The sequence below is a fragment of the Chromohalobacter sp. 48-RD10 genome (genome assembly GCF_029889785.1).
GTDB lineage: Bacteria > Pseudomonadota > Gammaproteobacteria > Pseudomonadales > Halomonadaceae > Chromohalobacter.
In genome coordinates this window covers 24,977-41,841 of record NZ_JARANX010000012.1, presented here as the reverse complement: position 1 = coordinate 41,841, position 16,865 = coordinate 24,977, and the positions used below count along the sequence as shown (strand labels likewise).

At 61.6% G+C, this 16,865-nt stretch carries 15 protein-coding genes; 10 read left to right on the top strand and 5 right to left on the bottom strand.

What is annotated here, in order from left to right:
* Positions 1-4: 4 nt before the first annotated feature.
* On the bottom strand, positions 5-691 hold the full coding sequence (rpe, locus tag OP496_RS12585) for a ribulose-phosphate 3-epimerase (RefSeq protein ID WP_280563994.1): 687 nt from the start codon (positions 689-691) through the stop codon (positions 5-7).
* Between the two features lie 265 nt (positions 692-956).
* On the opposite strand from rpe, the gene OP496_RS12580 reads away from it, so the two are divergent.
* From OP496_RS12580 to OP496_RS12560, 5 genes are all read left to right on the top strand, one after another.
* The gene (locus tag OP496_RS12580; protein WP_280563993.1) at positions 957-2,279 is read left to right on the top strand and encodes an MFS transporter; all 1,323 of its coding nucleotides are present in this window, start codon (positions 957-959) and stop codon (positions 2,277-2,279) included.
* Positions 2,276-3,232 (top strand): aldo/keto reductase, encoded by a 957-nt coding sequence (locus OP496_RS12575; RefSeq protein ID WP_280563992.1) that lies wholly within the window; start codon positions 2,276-2,278, stop codon positions 3,230-3,232. Before OP496_RS12580 ends, OP496_RS12575 begins: the two co-directional genes overlap by 4 nt.
* Positions 3,233-3,404: 172 nt before the next feature.
* Entirely contained in the window at positions 3,405-5,135 is a 1,731-nt protein-coding gene (gene ggt, locus OP496_RS12570; RefSeq protein ID WP_280563991.1) for a gamma-glutamyltransferase, read from the top strand.
* 27 nt (positions 5,136-5,162) lie between these two features.
* Complete coding sequence (locus tag OP496_RS12565) at positions 5,163-6,317, top strand: MFS transporter (protein ID WP_280563990.1); 1,155 nt, start codon at positions 5,163-5,165, stop codon at positions 6,315-6,317.
* Positions 6,318-6,384: 67 nt separating this feature from the next.
* The gene (locus OP496_RS12560) at positions 6,385-6,996 is read left to right on the top strand and encodes a YajG family lipoprotein (RefSeq protein ID WP_280563989.1); all 612 of its coding nucleotides are present in this window, start codon (positions 6,385-6,387) and stop codon (positions 6,994-6,996) included.
* A 25-nt stretch (positions 6,997-7,021) separates the two neighbouring features.
* On the opposite strand, the gene tmpT is transcribed toward OP496_RS12560, so the two are convergent.
* Entirely contained in the window at positions 7,022-7,663 is a 642-nt protein-coding gene (tmpT, locus tag OP496_RS12555) for a thiopurine S-methyltransferase (protein ID WP_280563988.1), read from the bottom strand.
* A 63-nt stretch (positions 7,664-7,726) separates the two neighbouring features.
* Positions 7,727-8,344 carry a TIGR04211 family SH3 domain-containing protein gene (locus tag OP496_RS12550; RefSeq protein ID WP_280563987.1) on the bottom strand — a complete coding sequence of 206 codons (618 nt, stop codon included), beginning with the start codon at positions 8,342-8,344 and terminating at the stop codon, positions 7,727-7,729.
* 503 nt (positions 8,345-8,847) lie between these two features.
* On the opposite strand from OP496_RS12550, the gene miaB reads away from it, so the two are divergent.
* From miaB to lnt, 5 genes are all read left to right on the top strand, one after another.
* The gene (gene miaB, locus OP496_RS12545; RefSeq protein WP_280563986.1) at positions 8,848-10,194 is read left to right on the top strand and encodes a tRNA (N6-isopentenyl adenosine(37)-C2)-methylthiotransferase MiaB; all 1,347 of its coding nucleotides are present in this window, start codon (positions 8,848-8,850) and stop codon (positions 10,192-10,194) included.
* 117 nt (positions 10,195-10,311) lie between these two features.
* A complete protein-coding gene (locus OP496_RS12540; RefSeq protein WP_280563985.1) occupies positions 10,312-11,391 on the top strand; it encodes a PhoH family protein in 1,080 nt (359 codons plus the stop codon).
* The gene (gene ybeY, locus OP496_RS12535) at positions 11,388-11,849 is read left to right on the top strand and encodes an rRNA maturation RNase YbeY (protein WP_280563984.1); all 462 of its coding nucleotides are present in this window, start codon (positions 11,388-11,390) and stop codon (positions 11,847-11,849) included. Before OP496_RS12540 ends, ybeY begins: the two co-directional genes overlap by 4 nt.
* A gap of 107 nt (positions 11,850-11,956) precedes the next feature.
* A complete protein-coding gene (locus tag OP496_RS12530; protein WP_280563983.1) occupies positions 11,957-12,850 on the top strand; it encodes a transporter associated domain-containing protein in 894 nt (297 codons plus the stop codon).
* Positions 12,851-12,928: 78 nt separating this feature from the next.
* Positions 12,929-14,398 (top strand): apolipoprotein N-acyltransferase, encoded by a 1,470-nt coding sequence (lnt, locus tag OP496_RS12525; protein ID WP_280563982.1) that lies wholly within the window; start codon positions 12,929-12,931, stop codon positions 14,396-14,398.
* Positions 14,399-14,468: 70 nt separating this feature from the next.
* Here the strand turns inward: lnt and OP496_RS12520 are convergent, their stop codons facing one another.
* The gene (locus OP496_RS12520) at positions 14,469-15,557 is read right to left on the bottom strand and encodes a proline racemase family protein (protein ID WP_280563981.1); all 1,089 of its coding nucleotides are present in this window, start codon (positions 15,555-15,557) and stop codon (positions 14,469-14,471) included.
* Positions 15,554-16,717 (bottom strand): zinc-binding dehydrogenase, encoded by a 1,164-nt coding sequence (locus OP496_RS12515; protein WP_280563980.1) that lies wholly within the window; start codon positions 16,715-16,717, stop codon positions 15,554-15,556. The genes OP496_RS12520 and OP496_RS12515 overlap by 4 nt, the downstream gene beginning before the upstream one ends.
* Positions 16,718-16,865 lie beyond the last annotated feature (148 nt).

Genomic DNA, 16,865 nt, shown 5'->3' with positions numbered 1-16,865 from the left:
AAGCTCAACGCTGAGCCAAGGTCTCGCGGAAGGCCCGCATGACACTATCGTAACGGTGCGGGTCCGCCTCGTCGCGGGCCTTGAAGATAGCCGATCCGGCGACGAAGGTATCCGCCCCGGCCCGTGCGATCTCGGCGATATTGTCGACCTTGACGCCACCGTCGACTTCCAGACGAACGTCGCGACCGCTGGCATCGATGCGCTGACGCACCTCGCGCAGCTTATCGAGCGTACCGGGGATGAAGGATTGCCCTCCGAAGCCGGGGTTGACGCTCATCAACAACACCATGTCGAGCTTGTCCATGACGTAGTCGAGATACGAAAGCGGCGTGGCGGGATTGAAGACCAGGCCAGCCTTGCAGCCACCATCGCGGATCAACTGCAGTGAACGGTCGATGTGTTCGCTGGCCTCGGGATGAAAGGTGATATAGCTCGCGCCTGCCTCGATGAAATCCCCGATCAGGCGATCCACCGGCTTGACCATCAAATGCGCGTCGATGGGCGCGGTTATGCCGTGGTCACGCAGCGCCTTGCACACCATCGGACCGATGGTGAGGTTGGGGACGTAATGATTGTCCATGACATCGAAGTGCACGATATCCGCGCCGGAGGCCAATACATCCTCCGTCTCCTGCCCCAGACGGGCGAAATCGGCGGACAGGATCGATGGCGCAATCTTGAAGTCGGGCATAAGCAATAATGGTGCTTTCGGCTTGAAATGGGGGCTTCATTCTAGCGAATGCCGGGCGGAAAAACAGGCACAAGACCCAGCTCGATCACACCCGTCTTGCATGTTCAGGCACAGCATTGGGTATCCGTTCGGAGCGCGGAATACACCTATCCAGCGTGGTTGCAGTGACTACCCCCTCAGGGTAGCGTGAAGACATTGGCTGGTTCTCCAAATGGCTCGCCGTCGTGCGGGATGCGTCTTGGACCGTGGCGGTCCCGGAGGTTCCATGGTTTCGAATCCACCGAGTGGCGATGACCAGGTACCGTTTCTCTCGCGTGCCGTCAACGTCAGTCGCAGCGAATTGCCGGGCCTGCTAAGCGCCGCGGCCTATTTCTTCTTCCTGTTATGTAGCTACTACATCCTGCGGCCGGTGCGCGACGAGATGGGCGTGCGCGGCGGCGTGGAGAACATGCAGTGGCTGTTTACTGCCACGTTTCTAGCCATGCTTCTGGCTGTGCCGGTGTTCGCTACCCTGGCCACGCGCTTCCGTCGTACGCGCCTGATCCCCGCCGTCTACGGCATTTTCATCGCCTGCATTGCACTGTTCTGGCTATGGCTGCGCGTCGACGTGCAGATGGTCTGGGCGGCGCGCAGTTTTTTCGTCTGGCTGTCGGTATTCAACCTGTTCGTCGTATCGGTCTTCTGGAGTTTCCTGACCGATGTGTTCACGAATCGCCAGGCGACGCGCCTGTTCGGTGCCATCGCCGCCGGCGGGAGCGCCGGCGCGATCGGCGGCCCGGCGATCACCGGCATGCTGGCCCAGCAACTCGAGCCGGCAAGCCTGTTGCCCATCGCCGCCGTGATTCTCGCCTGCACCCTGCCGTGCATGTGGGTGCTGGAACGCTTCTCCGGCCGCAGTAGCGAGCACGGCACCACGAATCAGCCGCTCGGCGGTACGCTTTTCGAGGGGGTCAAGGCGGTCCTGCAGTCGCGTTACCTACTCGGCATCTGCCTATTCATCTGGCTGTACACGACGCTGGCCACGTTCCTGTATTTCATCCAGGCCGATATCATCAGCAATGCCCTCGATGACAGTGGCGATCGCACCGCGATGTTCGCGGCCATCGACCTGCTCACCAACACCCTCACCGTGGGTATCCAGCTGTTTCTCACCGCCCGGGTCGTGCAGTACTTTGGCCTCGGCCGTGCGTTGTCATTCGTGCCACTGCTCGTCGCCGCGGGCTTTGTGGTGCTGGTCGCGGCCCCCATGCTACTCAGTATCGCCGCGGTTCAGGTGATCCGGCGTGCCGGCAACTACGCACTGGCCAAACCGGGCCGGGAGATGCTGTTCACGGTCGTGCCCCGATTCGAGAAGTACAAGTCGAAGAATTTCATCGATACCGTGGTCTATCGCGGGAGTGACGCCATCGCGGGCTGGGCCTATACCGGATTGACGGGGCTCGGATTGGGTATCAGCGGCATCTCGGTCGTCGCTATTCCACTGGCGGTGCTGTGGGCGGTTATCGGCTATCGCCTCGGCGTATCGCGGCAGGCGCGGGCCACCGACACTGCAACGCCCGTCTCGACGGCGGCAAGGAGAATCCCATGACCGGCGACAACGATTTTCCCGACAAGCACGGCGCCATATCGCGCCGCACCTTCCTTCAGTTGTCCGCAGGCGCCGGGGTGTTGGCCGCCCTTGCCCCGACGGCGCTGAGCGCCGCGCCGGAAGCGCTGAACATGCGTGAAATTCCGGCGTCCGGACAGCGCATTCCAGTCGTCGGCCTCGGCACCGCGCGGACCTTCGATGTCGACCCCGATCACGCCGCAGCGATGCAGCCGCTGGAAAAGGTACTGCAGAACTTCTACAACGGCGGCGGTCGGCTCGTCGACAGTTCACCGATGTACGGCCGAGCTGAAACCGTTGTCGGCCGGCTCGCGGAGCGACTCGGTATCGTCGACGACCTATTCATGGCGACCAAGGTGTGGACACGCGGCGAGGAAGCCGGCATCGAGGAGATGGAGACTTCCCGTGAGCGCATGGGCGGCGGTCACCTCGATCTGATCCAGGTGCACAATCTGGTCGATCTCCAGACCCAGCTCGACACCCTCAAGGCCTGGCGAGACGAGGGCCGGGTCCGCTATATCGGCGTCACCCACTACACCGTGTCGGGTCACGAACGCCTGGCCCAAATCATCGAGCGCGAGCCGATCGATTTCGTCCAGTTCAACTACAATATCGCGACGCGCAATGCCGAAAAACGTCTGCTCCCGGCCGCAGCCGACAACGGTGTCGCGACCCTGATCAACGAGCCGTTCGAGAGAGGATCGCTGTTCGGTCGGGTCAAAGGCGAGTCATTGCCTAAATGGACTCGGGAACTCGGCATCGAGAGTTGGGCGCAACTGTTTCTCAAGTTCATCGTCAGTCACCCGGCGGTGACCTGCGCCATACCGGCGACGAGCGATCCGGAGCACGCGGCAGACAATATCGCGGCTGCCAATGGTCCGCTCCCGAATGCGGATCAACGCGAGCGTATGGTGTCACTGGTGCGCTCATTATGAACCGACATCGGGTTGCATGGCATTTACGACCACTGTAACTGTACGTGCTCGGCACTTCGCCTCGAGAGGGGACACGCACTCCTTGCATATTCAGGCGACGCCTTCGATAGTAAAAGCAATACCTCATAAAAACGCGGCGCCGCATTGCCGCACCACTCGCGAGAGGCCCGGGATGATTCGACTTACCTTGCGCCATGGACGACGTCTGGCACTGTGCGCGTTACTCGCCACCCTGTCGCTTCCCGCCAGCGCTCAGCAGGCGATTCTCGAAGGCGAGCGCTTCCATCCTCAGGAAGGCCAACACGGCATGGCGGCCACCAGCCACTACCTGGCCTCGAAGATCGCGCGCGACGTCATGCAAGACGGCGGCAACGCGGTCGACGCGGCGGTCACCGCAGGATTCGCACTGGCCGTCACCCAGCCGCGCTCCGGCAACATCGGCGGCGGCGGTTTCATGCTGATCTCCGATGAAAAAAGCGACGAGGTCATTGCCATCGATTATCGCGAAAAGGCGCCTGGAGCGGCCTATGAAACGATGTTCCAGAACGATCAAGGTGAGGCTGTGTCCGAGCTGTCCCGTTTTACCCACAACGCCTCCGGCGTTCCGGGAACCGTGGCCGGGCTGGCGCTGGCCCTTGACGAGTACGGCACGCTAAGTCTCGCCGAGGCCCTGGCACCCGCCATTCGACTCGCCGAAGAAGGCTTCGAGATACCGCCGCGTTTCGCAAATGGCTTGCGCGACGCACGCGAACGCCTGGGCCAATGGGATGCCTCGCGAGCGGTGTTCTACAAAAAGGATGGTAGCCTCTACACCGCCGGTGAAACGTTCCGCCAGCCGGATCTCGCGGCAACGCTCAAGCGCATTGCTGCCAATGGCCCGCGCGAGTTCTATGAGGGCAAGACTGCCGAACTCATCGCCCAGGAAATGGAAAAACACGACGGGCTCATGACCGCCGAGGACCTGGCTGCCTACCAGCCCACGCTTCGCGAACCCGTGCATGGAACCTATCGCGGCTACGACGTCTACGCCATGAGTCCGCCGTCCAGCGGCGGCGCGCATATCGTACAGATGCTCAACATCCTCGAGGGCTATGACATCGGTGAGATGGGCTTCAATTCGGCTCGCACCATCCACGTCATGTCCGAGGCAATGAAGCGCGCCTATGCCGACCGCGCCGAGTACCTGGGCGATACCGACTTCGTCGATGTACCACTCGATGGCATCACCTCCAAGGAATACGCCGACGAGCTGCGTGAGCAGATCGACCTGGGGCGTGCCACACCCAGCGATGCCATCGCGGCGGGGGACCCGCTGCCTTATGAGTCCAACGAAACCACGCACTTCTCGATCGCCGACGACAACGGCCTGGCCGTGTCCAACACTTATACTCTCAACTTCAGTTACGGCTCGGGTATCGTCGTCGATGGCGCGGGCTTCTTGCTCAACAATGAAATGGATGACTTTTCCGCCAAGCCGGGTACACCCAATGCTTATGGCTTGATCGGCGGAGAAGCCAATAAGATCGAGCCCAATAAGCGCATGCTGTCATCGATGACGCCCACCATCGTCAAAAAGGATGGCAAGAACTTCCTGATCACCGGCAGCCCCGGTGGATCTCGGATCATCACCACGACGCTGCAGGTGGTCATGAACGTCATCGATCACGACATGAACGTGCAAAGCGCCGTGAGCGTGCCGCGTATCCATCATCAGTGGTTGCCCGATGAGATCCGCATCGAGGAAGGCATCAGCCCAGACACCATCGGCCTACTCGAATCCATGGGGCACCATGTTTCTCAGCAAGCTGCCATGGGGGCCGCACAATCGGTGCTGATCGAGGATGGGCATTTCTTCGGCGGTGCCGATCCACGTCGTTCGACGTCTTCCGCACTGGGCCTTTAAGTGCGGGATGAAGTCGAGCGTCCCGTCATGCCCATCATCTGGATCGCCCTGGCCGAGCTGTTCGGTACCGCCTTGTGGTTCACTCCCAATGCGGTGATCGGCGATCTGGAACGTGAATGGGCACTCGCTGCCCATGATCTGGGTTGGCTGACCGGCGCCGTCCAAGTCGGCTTTCTTCTGGGCACGTTGATGATCGGCCTGAGCGGCATTGCCGACCGACGCGATGCCAGCCGCCTCTTCGCCACCTGTTGCCTGGTCGGCGCCCTCAGCAATGGCCTGCTCCCCTGGGCCGGTGGCCTGTGGCCAGCCGTGGCGTTACGCCTCGTCACCGGCATGGCACTGGCCGGCATCTATCCGGTGGGCATGAAACTCATGGTGGGCTGGGCACCACAACGTACAGGGCTCGGGCTGGCGTGGCTGGTGGGCATGCTGGTCATCGGAACCGCGACTCCGCATCTGCTGGCCGGGCTATCTCTGGAAGGAGGTTGGCGCAGCGCCTTGTGGTGCGCCTCGCTGCTGGCGCTCATCGCGGGCACCATGATCTGGCGTCTCGGCGAAGCGCCCCACTTGCGCAAGATGGCCGGCAAGACATCGCGCTGGGCGGGCCTCGGCGCGTTCCGAATCGAAGAATTTCGACACGCCGCCAGCGCCTACTTCGGACACATGTGGGAGCTTTATACGCTGTGGGCGCTGATCCCTCTTCTACTGGCCACGGCACTACCGACCCTGACGACCGCACAACTGGCGCTCGGTAGTTTCGTGCTGATCGCCATCGGTGGGCCGGGATGCTGGCTGGGTGGCTGGCTGAGTTTGCGCTGGGGCAGTCGTCGCATTGCTCAATTGGGGTTGAGTGGCTCGGCCGTCTGCTGTCTCTTATACCCTTGGCTCAGTAGCATGTCGGGGCTCTGGGCCGCACTATTTCTGGCGCTTTGGAGCCTACTCGCGGTCATCGACTCACCGCATTTCTCGGCGCTATCGGCACGCGCTTGTCCGGCGTCGTTGGTCGGCAGCGCCCTGACCCTGCAAAATGCCATCGGATATGCGATCTCGGCGGCCTCCCTGGCATGGCTGCTTCCCGCCTGGACGGCGCTCGGTCCTTGGGTCGCTTGGCTGATGCTGCCTGGCCCGATGATCGGCCTGTGGGTACTGCGATCACGCCAAAAGGGCTTCGCGCACTCTTGAGCTGCCGCTATACTCGCCCCAGGGTGTAACTAACTTTTTCCTTTTCATTTCAGGACACACGATGCGCATGCGCCGGCTAATTCCCATCAGAACACGTTCCGCGTTCGCCCTCGTCGCGCTACTCATGGCGCCACTGCTCATGAACGGCTGCGCTCAGAGCCCCCAGATTCTTCAGGTCAAACCCGATATCGGGACGGATCTTCCTCACACGGGGAACGGGCAGGCAATCGTTCTCGACGTCGTGGACGGTCGCCGCAGCGACGTGCTGGGCACGCGCTCTGGCTCACCCGCAGCAACATCGACGATCCGCGTTCCTGCGCATGACGTCATTCCCAAGCTACAGACGCAGGCGGAACAGGCCTTGCACCGCATGGGCTTTTCACTCGCCGAGGACAGTAACGCCAACGCGACGTTAACGTTGACGCTCGCCGATCTCAGTTACGCCCCCGGCGAGGCTGATGCGCCGCTACTCGACGCCGCGCAGCTACAGGCGGTGCTGCGTGCCCAGGTCGCCAACGATGGCGGCACCTATACCGGCACCTACACGGCCAAGCGCAAACAGAGCTTCGCCATCAAACCCGACTGGGACGCCAACAACCGCATGGTCAGCGACCTGCTGAGCAACGCCTTGCAGCGCGCCTTCAGCGACCCCGAACTTTCCCGCCAGCTCAAGAACTGACTCACGCCCGAGCCGCGACAGGCGGTCATGCCAGTCGCGGCCCACGCCGTATCAGCGACCACACGCTTTCCTGCTTGCCAACGTCATCCGGTGGCCGCGTTTCCAGGTGTGTCAGTTCGAAATTCGCCGCGAACAAACGCTCGACTTCGTCATCGGCCACCGAATACGGCGGGCCACTTTCGGGCGAGTGCATGTCCATCAAGCTGATCAGCAAGCCCCGCGCACCGGGTAACAATAATTGCGCCAAATGAAAGGCATAGCGTTGCCGGGTGGCCTCGGGCAACGCGATCAGCGCCGCGCGATCATAGAATGCCGACAACTCCTCGGCCTGCGCGGTATGGAAATGAAAGAAATCGCCACACCAGAGTTCGATACTACCCTGACGACAGCACGAGAAAGCATCTTGCGTGTAGCGTGATATCGGCGCCTCGCTTTCGGCCATGAACTGCTCGATGGCCAGCGACGAGAGTTCCAGACCGAGCACGGGATGCCCCTGCTCGGCCAGCCAGCGCATATCCAGGCTCTTGCCACACAGGGGCACCAGCACCTTGCCACCGGGCTGCGCCCCGAGTGATGACCAGTGGCGCTTCAAGGCGTCATGCGGCGTCGGCCGGTGGAACCCGATCCTGCCTTCTTCCCAGCGCTCCAGCCACTCATCCGTCGCCATACGTCGTTAATGCCTCTCTTTCTATCTTCCATCGTTCAAACGGCTGCGACATGCGACACATCATCAAAACCAGCCACTGCGACGCTTACGCCGACGCGGGAGGTGCGGCACGATCAACCCCACCAGCAAACCGGCTCCGGCCACGGCGGCACCGTAGATGAAATAACGCATCAACAGATCCTGTTCCTGCGTATCGAGTCGCGCCTTTAGCTCGCGCGTGGTTTCCTGGGCATCGCTGTACGCCGTATTCAATTCGTCATTGCGCGCTTCCAGATCTTCGATACGTTGCGCCCGCTCGTTGAGCGTGGCTTTCATATCATTGACACGCTGTTCCCACTCTTCATTGATACCGTCGAGTTTCGAGGTCAACTCATCCACACGCGTTTGCAACTCGGGCAAGCGCGAGCTGGCACTCGGCGAGTCTTGCAGGTAGCGGCTGGGAATCCAGACGGCATCTCCATCGTCACCACGGACGTGGCTATAGTCGCCCTGACGCCCAAGCAGCGTCACGGGATCGCCGCTCTCGAGCGTACCGACGATACGATAGTCCTCGGTGGGACCGCTACGTACGTAGGTCGGCAACGTGTCCGAGACCCAGTACTGCCCATCGTCTTGTGCATGAGCGTTAAAAGCGCAGGCCCCGAGGACCAAGCTCAGCATCAGAGGTTTGATTCTAGACATAACGTGGCTTCTTCATGAATGACAAACGGCTCACGAGCACGTACTGCTCCACGCATTGCATCGCCCAACCGAGAAGACCTCCTGTCGCGACTCGGTAGGCGACCATCCACACATTCTGTGGATAAGTCTTGGGAAAACCTGACCTTGACGGCGGCGAGACCACCGCAATGTCTGTCATAGCGACAAATCGTGCAATTTTTGACCACTTTTCGTCGCGTGATAACCGACTCATCGGACACGACAATTTCGCAATCCGAAGTCGATCTTGACTGTCCGCAGCGTACCTCCACGAGGCACTTCACGCGAGATACGCTAGCGTATCATAGCCTCGGTATCATCGCGGACGATTCGACACAGGCGCAAGACTGGCCCACGGTGTCGTCAATCCGTATAATATTACGTCTTATCCTGGACAAGCGGCTGGGCCATGCTTAAAGGCCACGCTTTTACTTACTCCCAATCACGGACATATGTCGGGCGTTCGACGCACCGACCGGATCGGTATGGCGAAGAAACTCTTCATCAAGACCCACGGCTGCCAGATGAACGAGTATGACTCCGCACGCATGGCGGATCTACTCGGCGAATCGCATGCACTCGAGCTGACCGACGACGAGCGGGAGGCCGATGTCATCCTGCTCAACACCTGTTCGATCCGTGAGAAGGCTCAGGAGAAGGTCTTCCACCAGCTCGGGCGCTGGAAGAAGCTCAAGGCCGACAATCCCGATCTCGTGATCGGTGTCGGGGGCTGCGTGGCCAGTCAGGAAGGCGGCAACATTCAGAAGCGCGCTCCCCACGTGGACATGGTCTTCGGGCCGCAGACCATGCATCGGCTGCCGACCATGGTCGACTCGAGCAAAGGGGCAGAGACCATCTCGATGGTCGATGTCACGTTCCCCGAGATCGAAAAGTTCGACCACCTTCCCAAGCCCACGGCGGACGGTGCCACCGCATTCGTCTCGATCATGGAAGGCTGTTCGAAGTACTGCACCTTCTGCGTGGTGCCCTATACTCGTGGCGAAGAAGTCTCGCGGCCCTTCGAGCCGGTAATGGAGGAGGTCATCCATCTCGCCGATCAAGGCGTGCGCGAGATCAACCTGCTGGGTCAGAACGTCAACGCCTATCGCGGCGAGAACCAGTTGGGCGATGAGATCGACCTCGCCGAGCTGATCGGCTGTGTCGCCGCCGTGGAAGGCATCGACCGCATCCGCTTTACGACCTCGCACCCGGTGGAGTTCTCCGACAGCCTGATCGAGGCCTACGGCGAGATCCCGGAACTGGTCAGCCACCTGCACCTACCCGTGCAGGCCGGTTCGGATCGTGTCCTGGCGGCCATGAAGCGCGGTCATACCGTCGAAGAATACGTCGACAAGCTGGAGCGTATTCGCGCGCTGCGCCCGGACATCAGCTTCTCCTCGGATTTCATCATCGGCTTCCCCGGCGAGACCGAAGAAGACTTCATGAACACCATGGATCTGATCCAGCGCATCGGGTACGACGCCTCGTTCAGCTTCGTCTATTCCCCGCGCCCGGGCACCCCGGCCGCGAATCTGGAAGACGAAACGCCGGAAGCGACCAAGAAGCAGCGTCTGGCGATCCTGCAGGAACGTCTCAATCAGCAGACCATGCAGATTTCACGGCGCATGGTCGGCCAGACCGAGCGCATCCTGGTCACCGGGTTCTCACCCAAGGATCCCGGCCAGCTCTCCGGTCGTACCGAGAACAACCGGGTCGTCAACTTCCGCGCACCCAACCCGACCGAGCTCATCGGTTACTTCGTCGATGTCGAGATCACCGAGGCGCTACCCAACTCCCTGCGTGGCGATCTGGCCTCTCCGGCACGCTATTGAGGCGCTGCCAACGGTCTTTGTCTGCTATCGCGACGAATCCTTGCGCAAGATCATTGCCCCGGCATTGTCCGGGGCGCTAAGCTGAATCCACACTTCCAACCCATGGACCTCCTCGAGTTGAGCCAGAACACTTCGCAGGCACATCGCATCCTCACGCTGACACTCGAACCCAACGACCCCATGCGTCTGGCAAGCCTATGCGGACAGCAGGACGAACACCTCAAGCTCGTCGAGTCGCGTCTGGGCGTGACGTTGCGAAATCGCGGCAACACCTTTCAGCTCGCAGGCCCTGGCCCGCACGTCAAGGCGGCCGCCAATGTCGTCGAACATCTCTACCGTGAGACGGAAGACAATGAGCTGACACCGGACACCGTGCACCTTTTCCTGCAGGAATCCGACCTCGAGTCACTGGAAGAAGATGAGGAAACGCTCGACGAGGGCGGTGTGCTCATCCGCACGCCACGTACCTTGATCAAGCCACGCGGTCACAACCAGCAGACCTACGTCGCCAGCATTCACGATCACGACATCAATTTCGGGGTCGGCCCGGCGGGCACCGGTAAGACCTATCTGGCGGTCGCGGCGGCGGTCGAGGCGCTCAACCAGCAACAAGTACGGCGCATCCTCCTGGTGCGCCCGGCGGTGGAAGCCGGCGAGCGCCTGGGCTTCCTCCCCGGCGATCTGGCACAGAAGATCGACCCCTACCTGCGCCCGCTCTACGACGCGCTCTACGAGATGCTGGGCTTCGAGCAGGTCGGCAAGCTGATCGAGCGACAAGTGATCGAGATCGCACCGCTGGCTTACATGCGCGGGCGCACGCTCAACAATGCCTTCATCATTCTCGATGAGAGCCAGAACACCACGCGCGAACAGATGAAGATGTTCCTGACGCGTATCGGCTTCGGCTCAACGGCCGTGATCACCGGCGACATCACCCAGGTCGACCTGCCGCGCGGCAATCAATCGGGGCTGATCCAAGTCCTCGATGTGCTCAAGGACACCGCGGGGATCGGGGTCACGCACTTCGCTGCCAAGGACGTGGTCCGCCACCCCCTCGTCCAGCGTATCATCGAAGCCTACGATGCCTTCGAGAGCGACGAGGAAGAGCAGGAACGCGCCCGCCAAGAACGGCTTGTACAGGCCAAGCACGAGAAAAACGACACACGCCGCGATAACGATGAGCCGGCAAACGCATGATCCCCGACATCGACCGTCAGGTCGCCATTGATACGGCAACCTCGCTTCCCACCCAGGCCGATCTCGAGGCCTGGGTGGGCGCCGTTTTCGCCCGCCACCCCGATGAGGCGCGCACGGAAATGACCGTGCGTTTCGTCTCTCCTGAAGAAAGCCAGACGCTCAATCGCGACTATCGCGGCAAGGACAAGTCCACCAACGTGCTTTCCTTCCCGTTTGATGCGCCGCCCGGCATGTCCTTGCCATTGCTTGGCGACCTGGCGATCTGCCACGACGTCGTCGTCTCAGAGGCCACCGCACAGGATAAGCGCCTGGCCCATCACTACACCCATATGGTGATCCACGGCACCTTGCATTTACTCGGCTACGATCATATAGATGAGCGTGAAGCCGAAGAGATGGAAGCATTGGAGCGCGAGCTACTGGCAGGTTTCATGATCGGTGATCCCTATGCCGAGTGACCCCCCGCCTGGCACCCATCTCGACGCCCCGCGATGCTCGGCCCATGGCCGTGCACGCCCTTTATCATCCCCGCGTTATCGTCCATGAGGAACGAGAGACCTATCGCATGAGCGAAGACCGATCGAGCAGCCAGGGTGGCAAATCCTGGCTGGATAAACTGCTGAACGCTTTTTCCAACGACTCCGATGAACCGAGTTCACGAGACGAATTGCTCACCTTCCTGCGTGAGGCCGGCACACGACTGCGCCTCGACCAGGATGCGCTGACCATCATCGAAGGCGCGTTCCAGATCAGCGATCAACAAACGCGCGAGGTGATGATCCCGCGTTCCCAGGTAACCGCCCTGCATGTCGACCAGCGCCCCGAGGACTGCCTACCCATCATCCTCGAGACCGCGCACTCTCGTTATCCGATCATCGACGAGAACCTCGACGAGGTACTGGGCATCGTACTGGTCAAGGATCTCCTGCCGTTGCTCAAGCTCAGCGACGCCGAGCGCCAACGCTTCCAGCTACGCGATATCCTGCGCCCTGCGATGTTCATTCCCGAGTCGAAACGCCTCAACAGCCTGCTCAAGGAATTTCGCGACACCCATAACCATATGGCGGTGGTGGTCGATGAATACGGTGGCACCGCAGGCATCGTGACCATCGAAGACATCCTCGAGCAGATCGTCGGCGACATCGAGGACGAACACGACATAGATGAAGAAGACGATATTCGCGACCTGGGCGACGGCACCTATGCGATTCGCGCCCTGACGCCCATCGAGGACTTCAACGAACGCTTCGACACGGTCTTTCCCGACGAGGAATTCGATACCGTCGGCGGTCTGGTCATGCAGCGCTTCGGGCATCTGCCGCGACGCAACGAATACGCCGACCTGGGCACCTGGCGCTTCACCGTACTCAATGCCGACAACCGTCGTATCCGCCTCTTGCAGGTCGCGCCCTGCCCCGAAGACGATGCCGAAGACCCAGGGGACGGCGACAAGCATTAAACCGACGCCGGCGAGAGTGCGGCATGGCCCACAGCGCCGTGCTCTGTTATAAGAGGCCCCTTCGACAAGGAGTGCCTCATGCTGTCTAACCGCACCTATCGCCCCTGGATGGGATACCTCGTCGCGCTGCTCGCCGGCGCGCTCACCACGCTTACCTTCACCCCCTTCGAATGGTGGTGGCTCGGTCCCGTCGCCGTTGCCCTGGTATTCTACGGTCTTCACGATCTGACGCCCGGCCAGGCGGCATTGCGCGGCTGGAGCTACGGCGTGGGGCTCTTCGGTACAGGCACGTCGTGGATCTATGTCTCGATCCATGACTACGGCTACACCGGCGTCCCGCTAGCGGTCTTCCTCACCGCGCTATTCGTGGTCACCCTGGCGCTGTTTTATGGCGTGGTGTTCGGTGTCTATCGGCGTTTCACGAGCGCACGATGGTCCGTGATCACCTTCGCGGGCGTCTGGGTCCTCGGCGAGGCATTGCGTACCTGGGCGTTCTCGGGCTTTCCCTGGCTGCTGCTCGGCAGTGCTCATGTCGAATCGCCGCTGGCGCCGTGGGCGCCCATCGGTGGCGTCTACCTGCTGTCGTTGATCGTCGCTCTCAGCGGCACCTTGCTGGTCGCGCTATTGCAGCGTCGCCTGTGGGCGCTGGTGCCGCTCGTCGCGATGTGGTGCCTACCGCTGGTGATGCCCACCCAGTGGACATCACCGCAAGGCGACCCCAAGCAAGTCGCCCTGCTGCAAGGCAACCTCCCCCAGCTCTCGAAATGGAGTCCCGAGGGCCAACGCCAGGCCGCTAACACCTATGCCGAACTGACGCGCGACCAGGACGACGACACCGACCTGATCGTGTGGCCGGAGACCGCCCTGCCGATGTTCGCCTCCCAGGCTCGCCCCGTGCTCGAACGTGTCCAAGCGACGCTTCCCGCCGATACCGCCCTGCTGACCGGTATCGTTCAGCGCGACGACCAAGGCGATTACTACAATGCGGTCATCGGGATGGGCAACAGCCAAGGCAACTATCGCAAGGAGCACCTGGTACCGTTCGGGGAGTATTTACCGTTGGAGGGCTTGCTGCGCGGCATCATCGCCTTCTTCGATCTGCCCATGTCGAGCTTCACCGCTGGAGACTCCGATCAGGCACCGATCCAGGCCGCCGGTATGCGCCTGGGCAGCGCGATCTGCTACGAAATCATCTATGCCGACCTGGTCGCCCAACGTGCGCGCAATGCCGACGTGCTGCTCACCGTCTCCAACGACACCTGGTTCGGGAACTCCATTGGCCCGCTCCAGCACTTGCAGATGGCCCAATTGCGCGCGCTCGAGAATGGCCGCTACGTACTGCGCGCGACCAGCAACGGTGTCACCGCCATCATCGACGCTCAGGGGCATGTCACTCAGCGCGCCCCGCGCTTCGAGACCGCCAGCATCAGCGGCGAGGTTCAGCCCATGCAAGGGCTGACCTTGTTCACGCGCACCGGCAGTTGGCCGACGTGGCTGCTGGCCTTGTTGCTGCTCATCCCCGGGCTGCGTTGGCGGCGCCGCCAGTAGCAGGCGTCGCGGTCAACGCCCTATCGCGACATGACGCGTGGTGAAATCCACGCGTCATGCCGGAATGGGCCTAGTCGGCCGGTGACACTTCCTCGGTGGCCGGCAGTGCCGCCTCGGCCTTGCGATGCCCACTGGTGAGGACATGATGCAGGCTGCCGCACTCCACCAGCGGGTCGTTGCAGTTGATGACGATGTCCGAGCGCGCCAGCACATGGGCTTTCCCGGTGATGGTGTTCTCGGCCACCTGATGGTCCCCTTCCTGCCGGGAGCCGGTGAACTCGCCGATGAAGCCCGTACCACGCAGCGAAATGGTCTCCAGCTTGTCCCCCGGCTGTAGGGAACCTTCGTAGTGCATCAGGGCCAAGCGTGCGGAAGTGCCGGTACCGGTCGTGCTGCGACAGATCACCCCCGGATGCACATAGGTCGTCGACCGCGAGCGGAAAAAACCGTCCGCGACCTGCTCGACCGGTCCCATGAAATGCAGGAACGGCAACGGCCCCACATCGCCCAGGGTGTAGTGCGAGAAGCCTCGCTCTGCCTGGATCGCCTCGACGATGGCATGGGCGCACTCCGCCAACCGTTCCTCCTCGTCCCGGTTCAACGAGAAGCCCAGCTCGGCGGCATCCACCATCGCGTAGAAGCCTCCACTGTAGGCGACGCTGTAGGTCACGTCCCCGACCGCAGGCACATGGATGCTGGCTCGATAGGTATCGATATAGCTGGGCAAGCCTTCGCAGGTGATGCCCTCCACCACACCGTTTTCCACCCGCGCCTCGATATGCACCAGGCCGGCCGCGGACTCCAGGATGAAGCGCTGGTATCCCTCGCGCTTGGGCACTAGGCCACTTTCCAGCACGGCCGTGGCGGTGCAGATGGTGTTGGAGCCGGAATAGATGGGATAGCCCATCACCTCCATGATGATGTAGCCCACCTCGGCCTCCGGATCGCTGGCGGGAACCAGCAGATCCACCGACATCTCGGGAATGCCATAGGGCTCGCTGAGCAACAACCGACGCAGGCCATCGGCATCCTCGCGCAGGTACTCCATCTTCTCGCGCACCGTATTGCCCGGCAGCGGATCGATACCCCCGGTCACGATACGGCTGACGTCGCCGCCGGCATGCAGGTCGATCAGTTGCAGTGTCAGTTCTTCGCTCATTTTTCTTCCTTCAGCGCGTAGGGCGCGCCATGTTCTTGCCACTGCGAATCCGGGACAACCACGATCTTGCCCAGGTAGTTGCTGTTGCGACTGACGAAATAGCGCTCGGCATCGTGCAGCTCGGAGAGTTTGAAGGCCGCGTGCAAGACAGGCTTCAACTGGCCCGCGCGAATCCAGGCCACCAGTTGTTCGGCCTCGTCGCGTGTACCGTGCGAAACGCCGAATATCTGCACCTGATACAAATAAATCCGCGTCCACATGATCTCGCTGATATTACCGCCACTCGCCCCAGCGATGCTCAAGCGTGGGTTGGTGGTGCGACGTTTCATGTCGAAGATCATGGTGTCGATGAAGCGGTCGGTCATCTCGCCCCCGACCAAGTCCATGACCGCGTCAATGGGCTGATCCTGCGTCAGTTCTCGCACCTTCTCGGTGAAATCCTGCATGTCCGAGCGGTCCAGCACGGCTTCCGCACCCAGCGCTAGAAGTGCCTCTGCCTTGTCCGGTTGGCTCAGTGCGTAAGGCGTCGCGCCCATGATACGACAGAGCCGAATCAGTGCCGTGCCCACTCCGCCGCTGGCGCCCGTCACCAGTACGCGCTCCCCGGCTTTGACGTTGGCCGCGTTCAACATGTGCAGTGCGGTCTGATAGGAACACATACCCATCGCCGCGAGTTCGGCATCGGCCAGCTCAGGATTGTCCACTGTGTGGAACTGCGCCGACGGCACGGCAATGTACTCGGCAAAGCCACCATCGGCGCCATGCCCGTAATAGTCGGGTGTCAGATTGATATCGGAGCGGTCATCGGCATAGATATTGAAGTCCAGCAGCCCACGTTGACCAATACGCTCGGCGCTCACATCCTCGCCGACAGCGACCACGTGCCCGGCCACGTCGGCACCCTGAATCCGCGGAAAGGTCAGTGTCGGGGAACCGCCGATCTGAAACGAGGTCGTATCCCCCTTGTCCTTGGTCGGATACAGCCCTTCTCGCGCCTTGCGGTCGGTATTGTTCTTCGCTGTCGCTGTCACCTGCACCAGGACCTCGCCTTTGGCGGGCCTCGGCACGGACACATCCTGCCGATAGACCAGCTTGTCGATGTCCCCATGCCCGGTCAGCAACATCGCCGCCATCGCATCGGGCAGCTCCTCGTCGTGCATACCTATCTCCTCGTCATGGTCGCTGCTTCGAGGTGTGACGATATCAAACTTTTCCCGTGCCCAAGGAGGCCGAACGATCAATCGCGCCTCCTTGCCATTGCCTGACACCTGCCTGGCACAGGGACACTGGCACTGGGAGAAACCATCC

Coding starts and splice junctions, on each gene's coding strand:
- rpe (WP_280563994.1), bottom strand. CDS start 691: ATGCCCGACTTCAAGATTGCGCCATCGATCCTGTCCGCCGATTTCGCC.
- OP496_RS12580 (WP_280563993.1), top strand. CDS start 957: ATGGTTTCGAATCCACCGAGTGGCGATGACCAGGTACCGTTTCTCTCG.
- OP496_RS12575 (WP_280563992.1), top strand. CDS start 2,276: ATGACCGGCGACAACGATTTTCCCGACAAGCACGGCGCCATATCGCGC.
- ggt (WP_280563991.1), top strand. CDS start 3,405: ATGATTCGACTTACCTTGCGCCATGGACGACGTCTGGCACTGTGCGCG.
- OP496_RS12565 (WP_280563990.1), top strand. CDS start 5,163: ATGCCCATCATCTGGATCGCCCTGGCCGAGCTGTTCGGTACCGCCTTG.
- OP496_RS12560 (WP_280563989.1), top strand. CDS start 6,385: ATGCGCCGGCTAATTCCCATCAGAACACGTTCCGCGTTCGCCCTCGTC.
- tmpT (WP_280563988.1), bottom strand. CDS start 7,663: ATGGCGACGGATGAGTGGCTGGAGCGCTGGGAAGAAGGCAGGATCGGG.
- OP496_RS12550 (WP_280563987.1), bottom strand. CDS start 8,344: ATGTCTAGAATCAAACCTCTGATGCTGAGCTTGGTCCTCGGGGCCTGC.
- miaB (WP_280563986.1), top strand. CDS start 8,848: ATGGCGAAGAAACTCTTCATCAAGACCCACGGCTGCCAGATGAACGAG.
- ybeY (WP_280563984.1), top strand. CDS start 11,388: ATGATCCCCGACATCGACCGTCAGGTCGCCATTGATACGGCAACCTCG.
- OP496_RS12530 (WP_280563983.1), top strand. CDS start 11,957: ATGAGCGAAGACCGATCGAGCAGCCAGGGTGGCAAATCCTGGCTGGAT.
- lnt (WP_280563982.1), top strand. CDS start 12,929: ATGCTGTCTAACCGCACCTATCGCCCCTGGATGGGATACCTCGTCGCG.
- OP496_RS12520 (WP_280563981.1), bottom strand. CDS start 15,557: ATGAGCGAAGAACTGACACTGCAACTGATCGACCTGCATGCCGGCGGC.
- OP496_RS12515 (WP_280563980.1), bottom strand. CDS start 16,717: ATGCACGACGAGGAGCTGCCCGATGCGATGGCGGCGATGTTGCTGACC.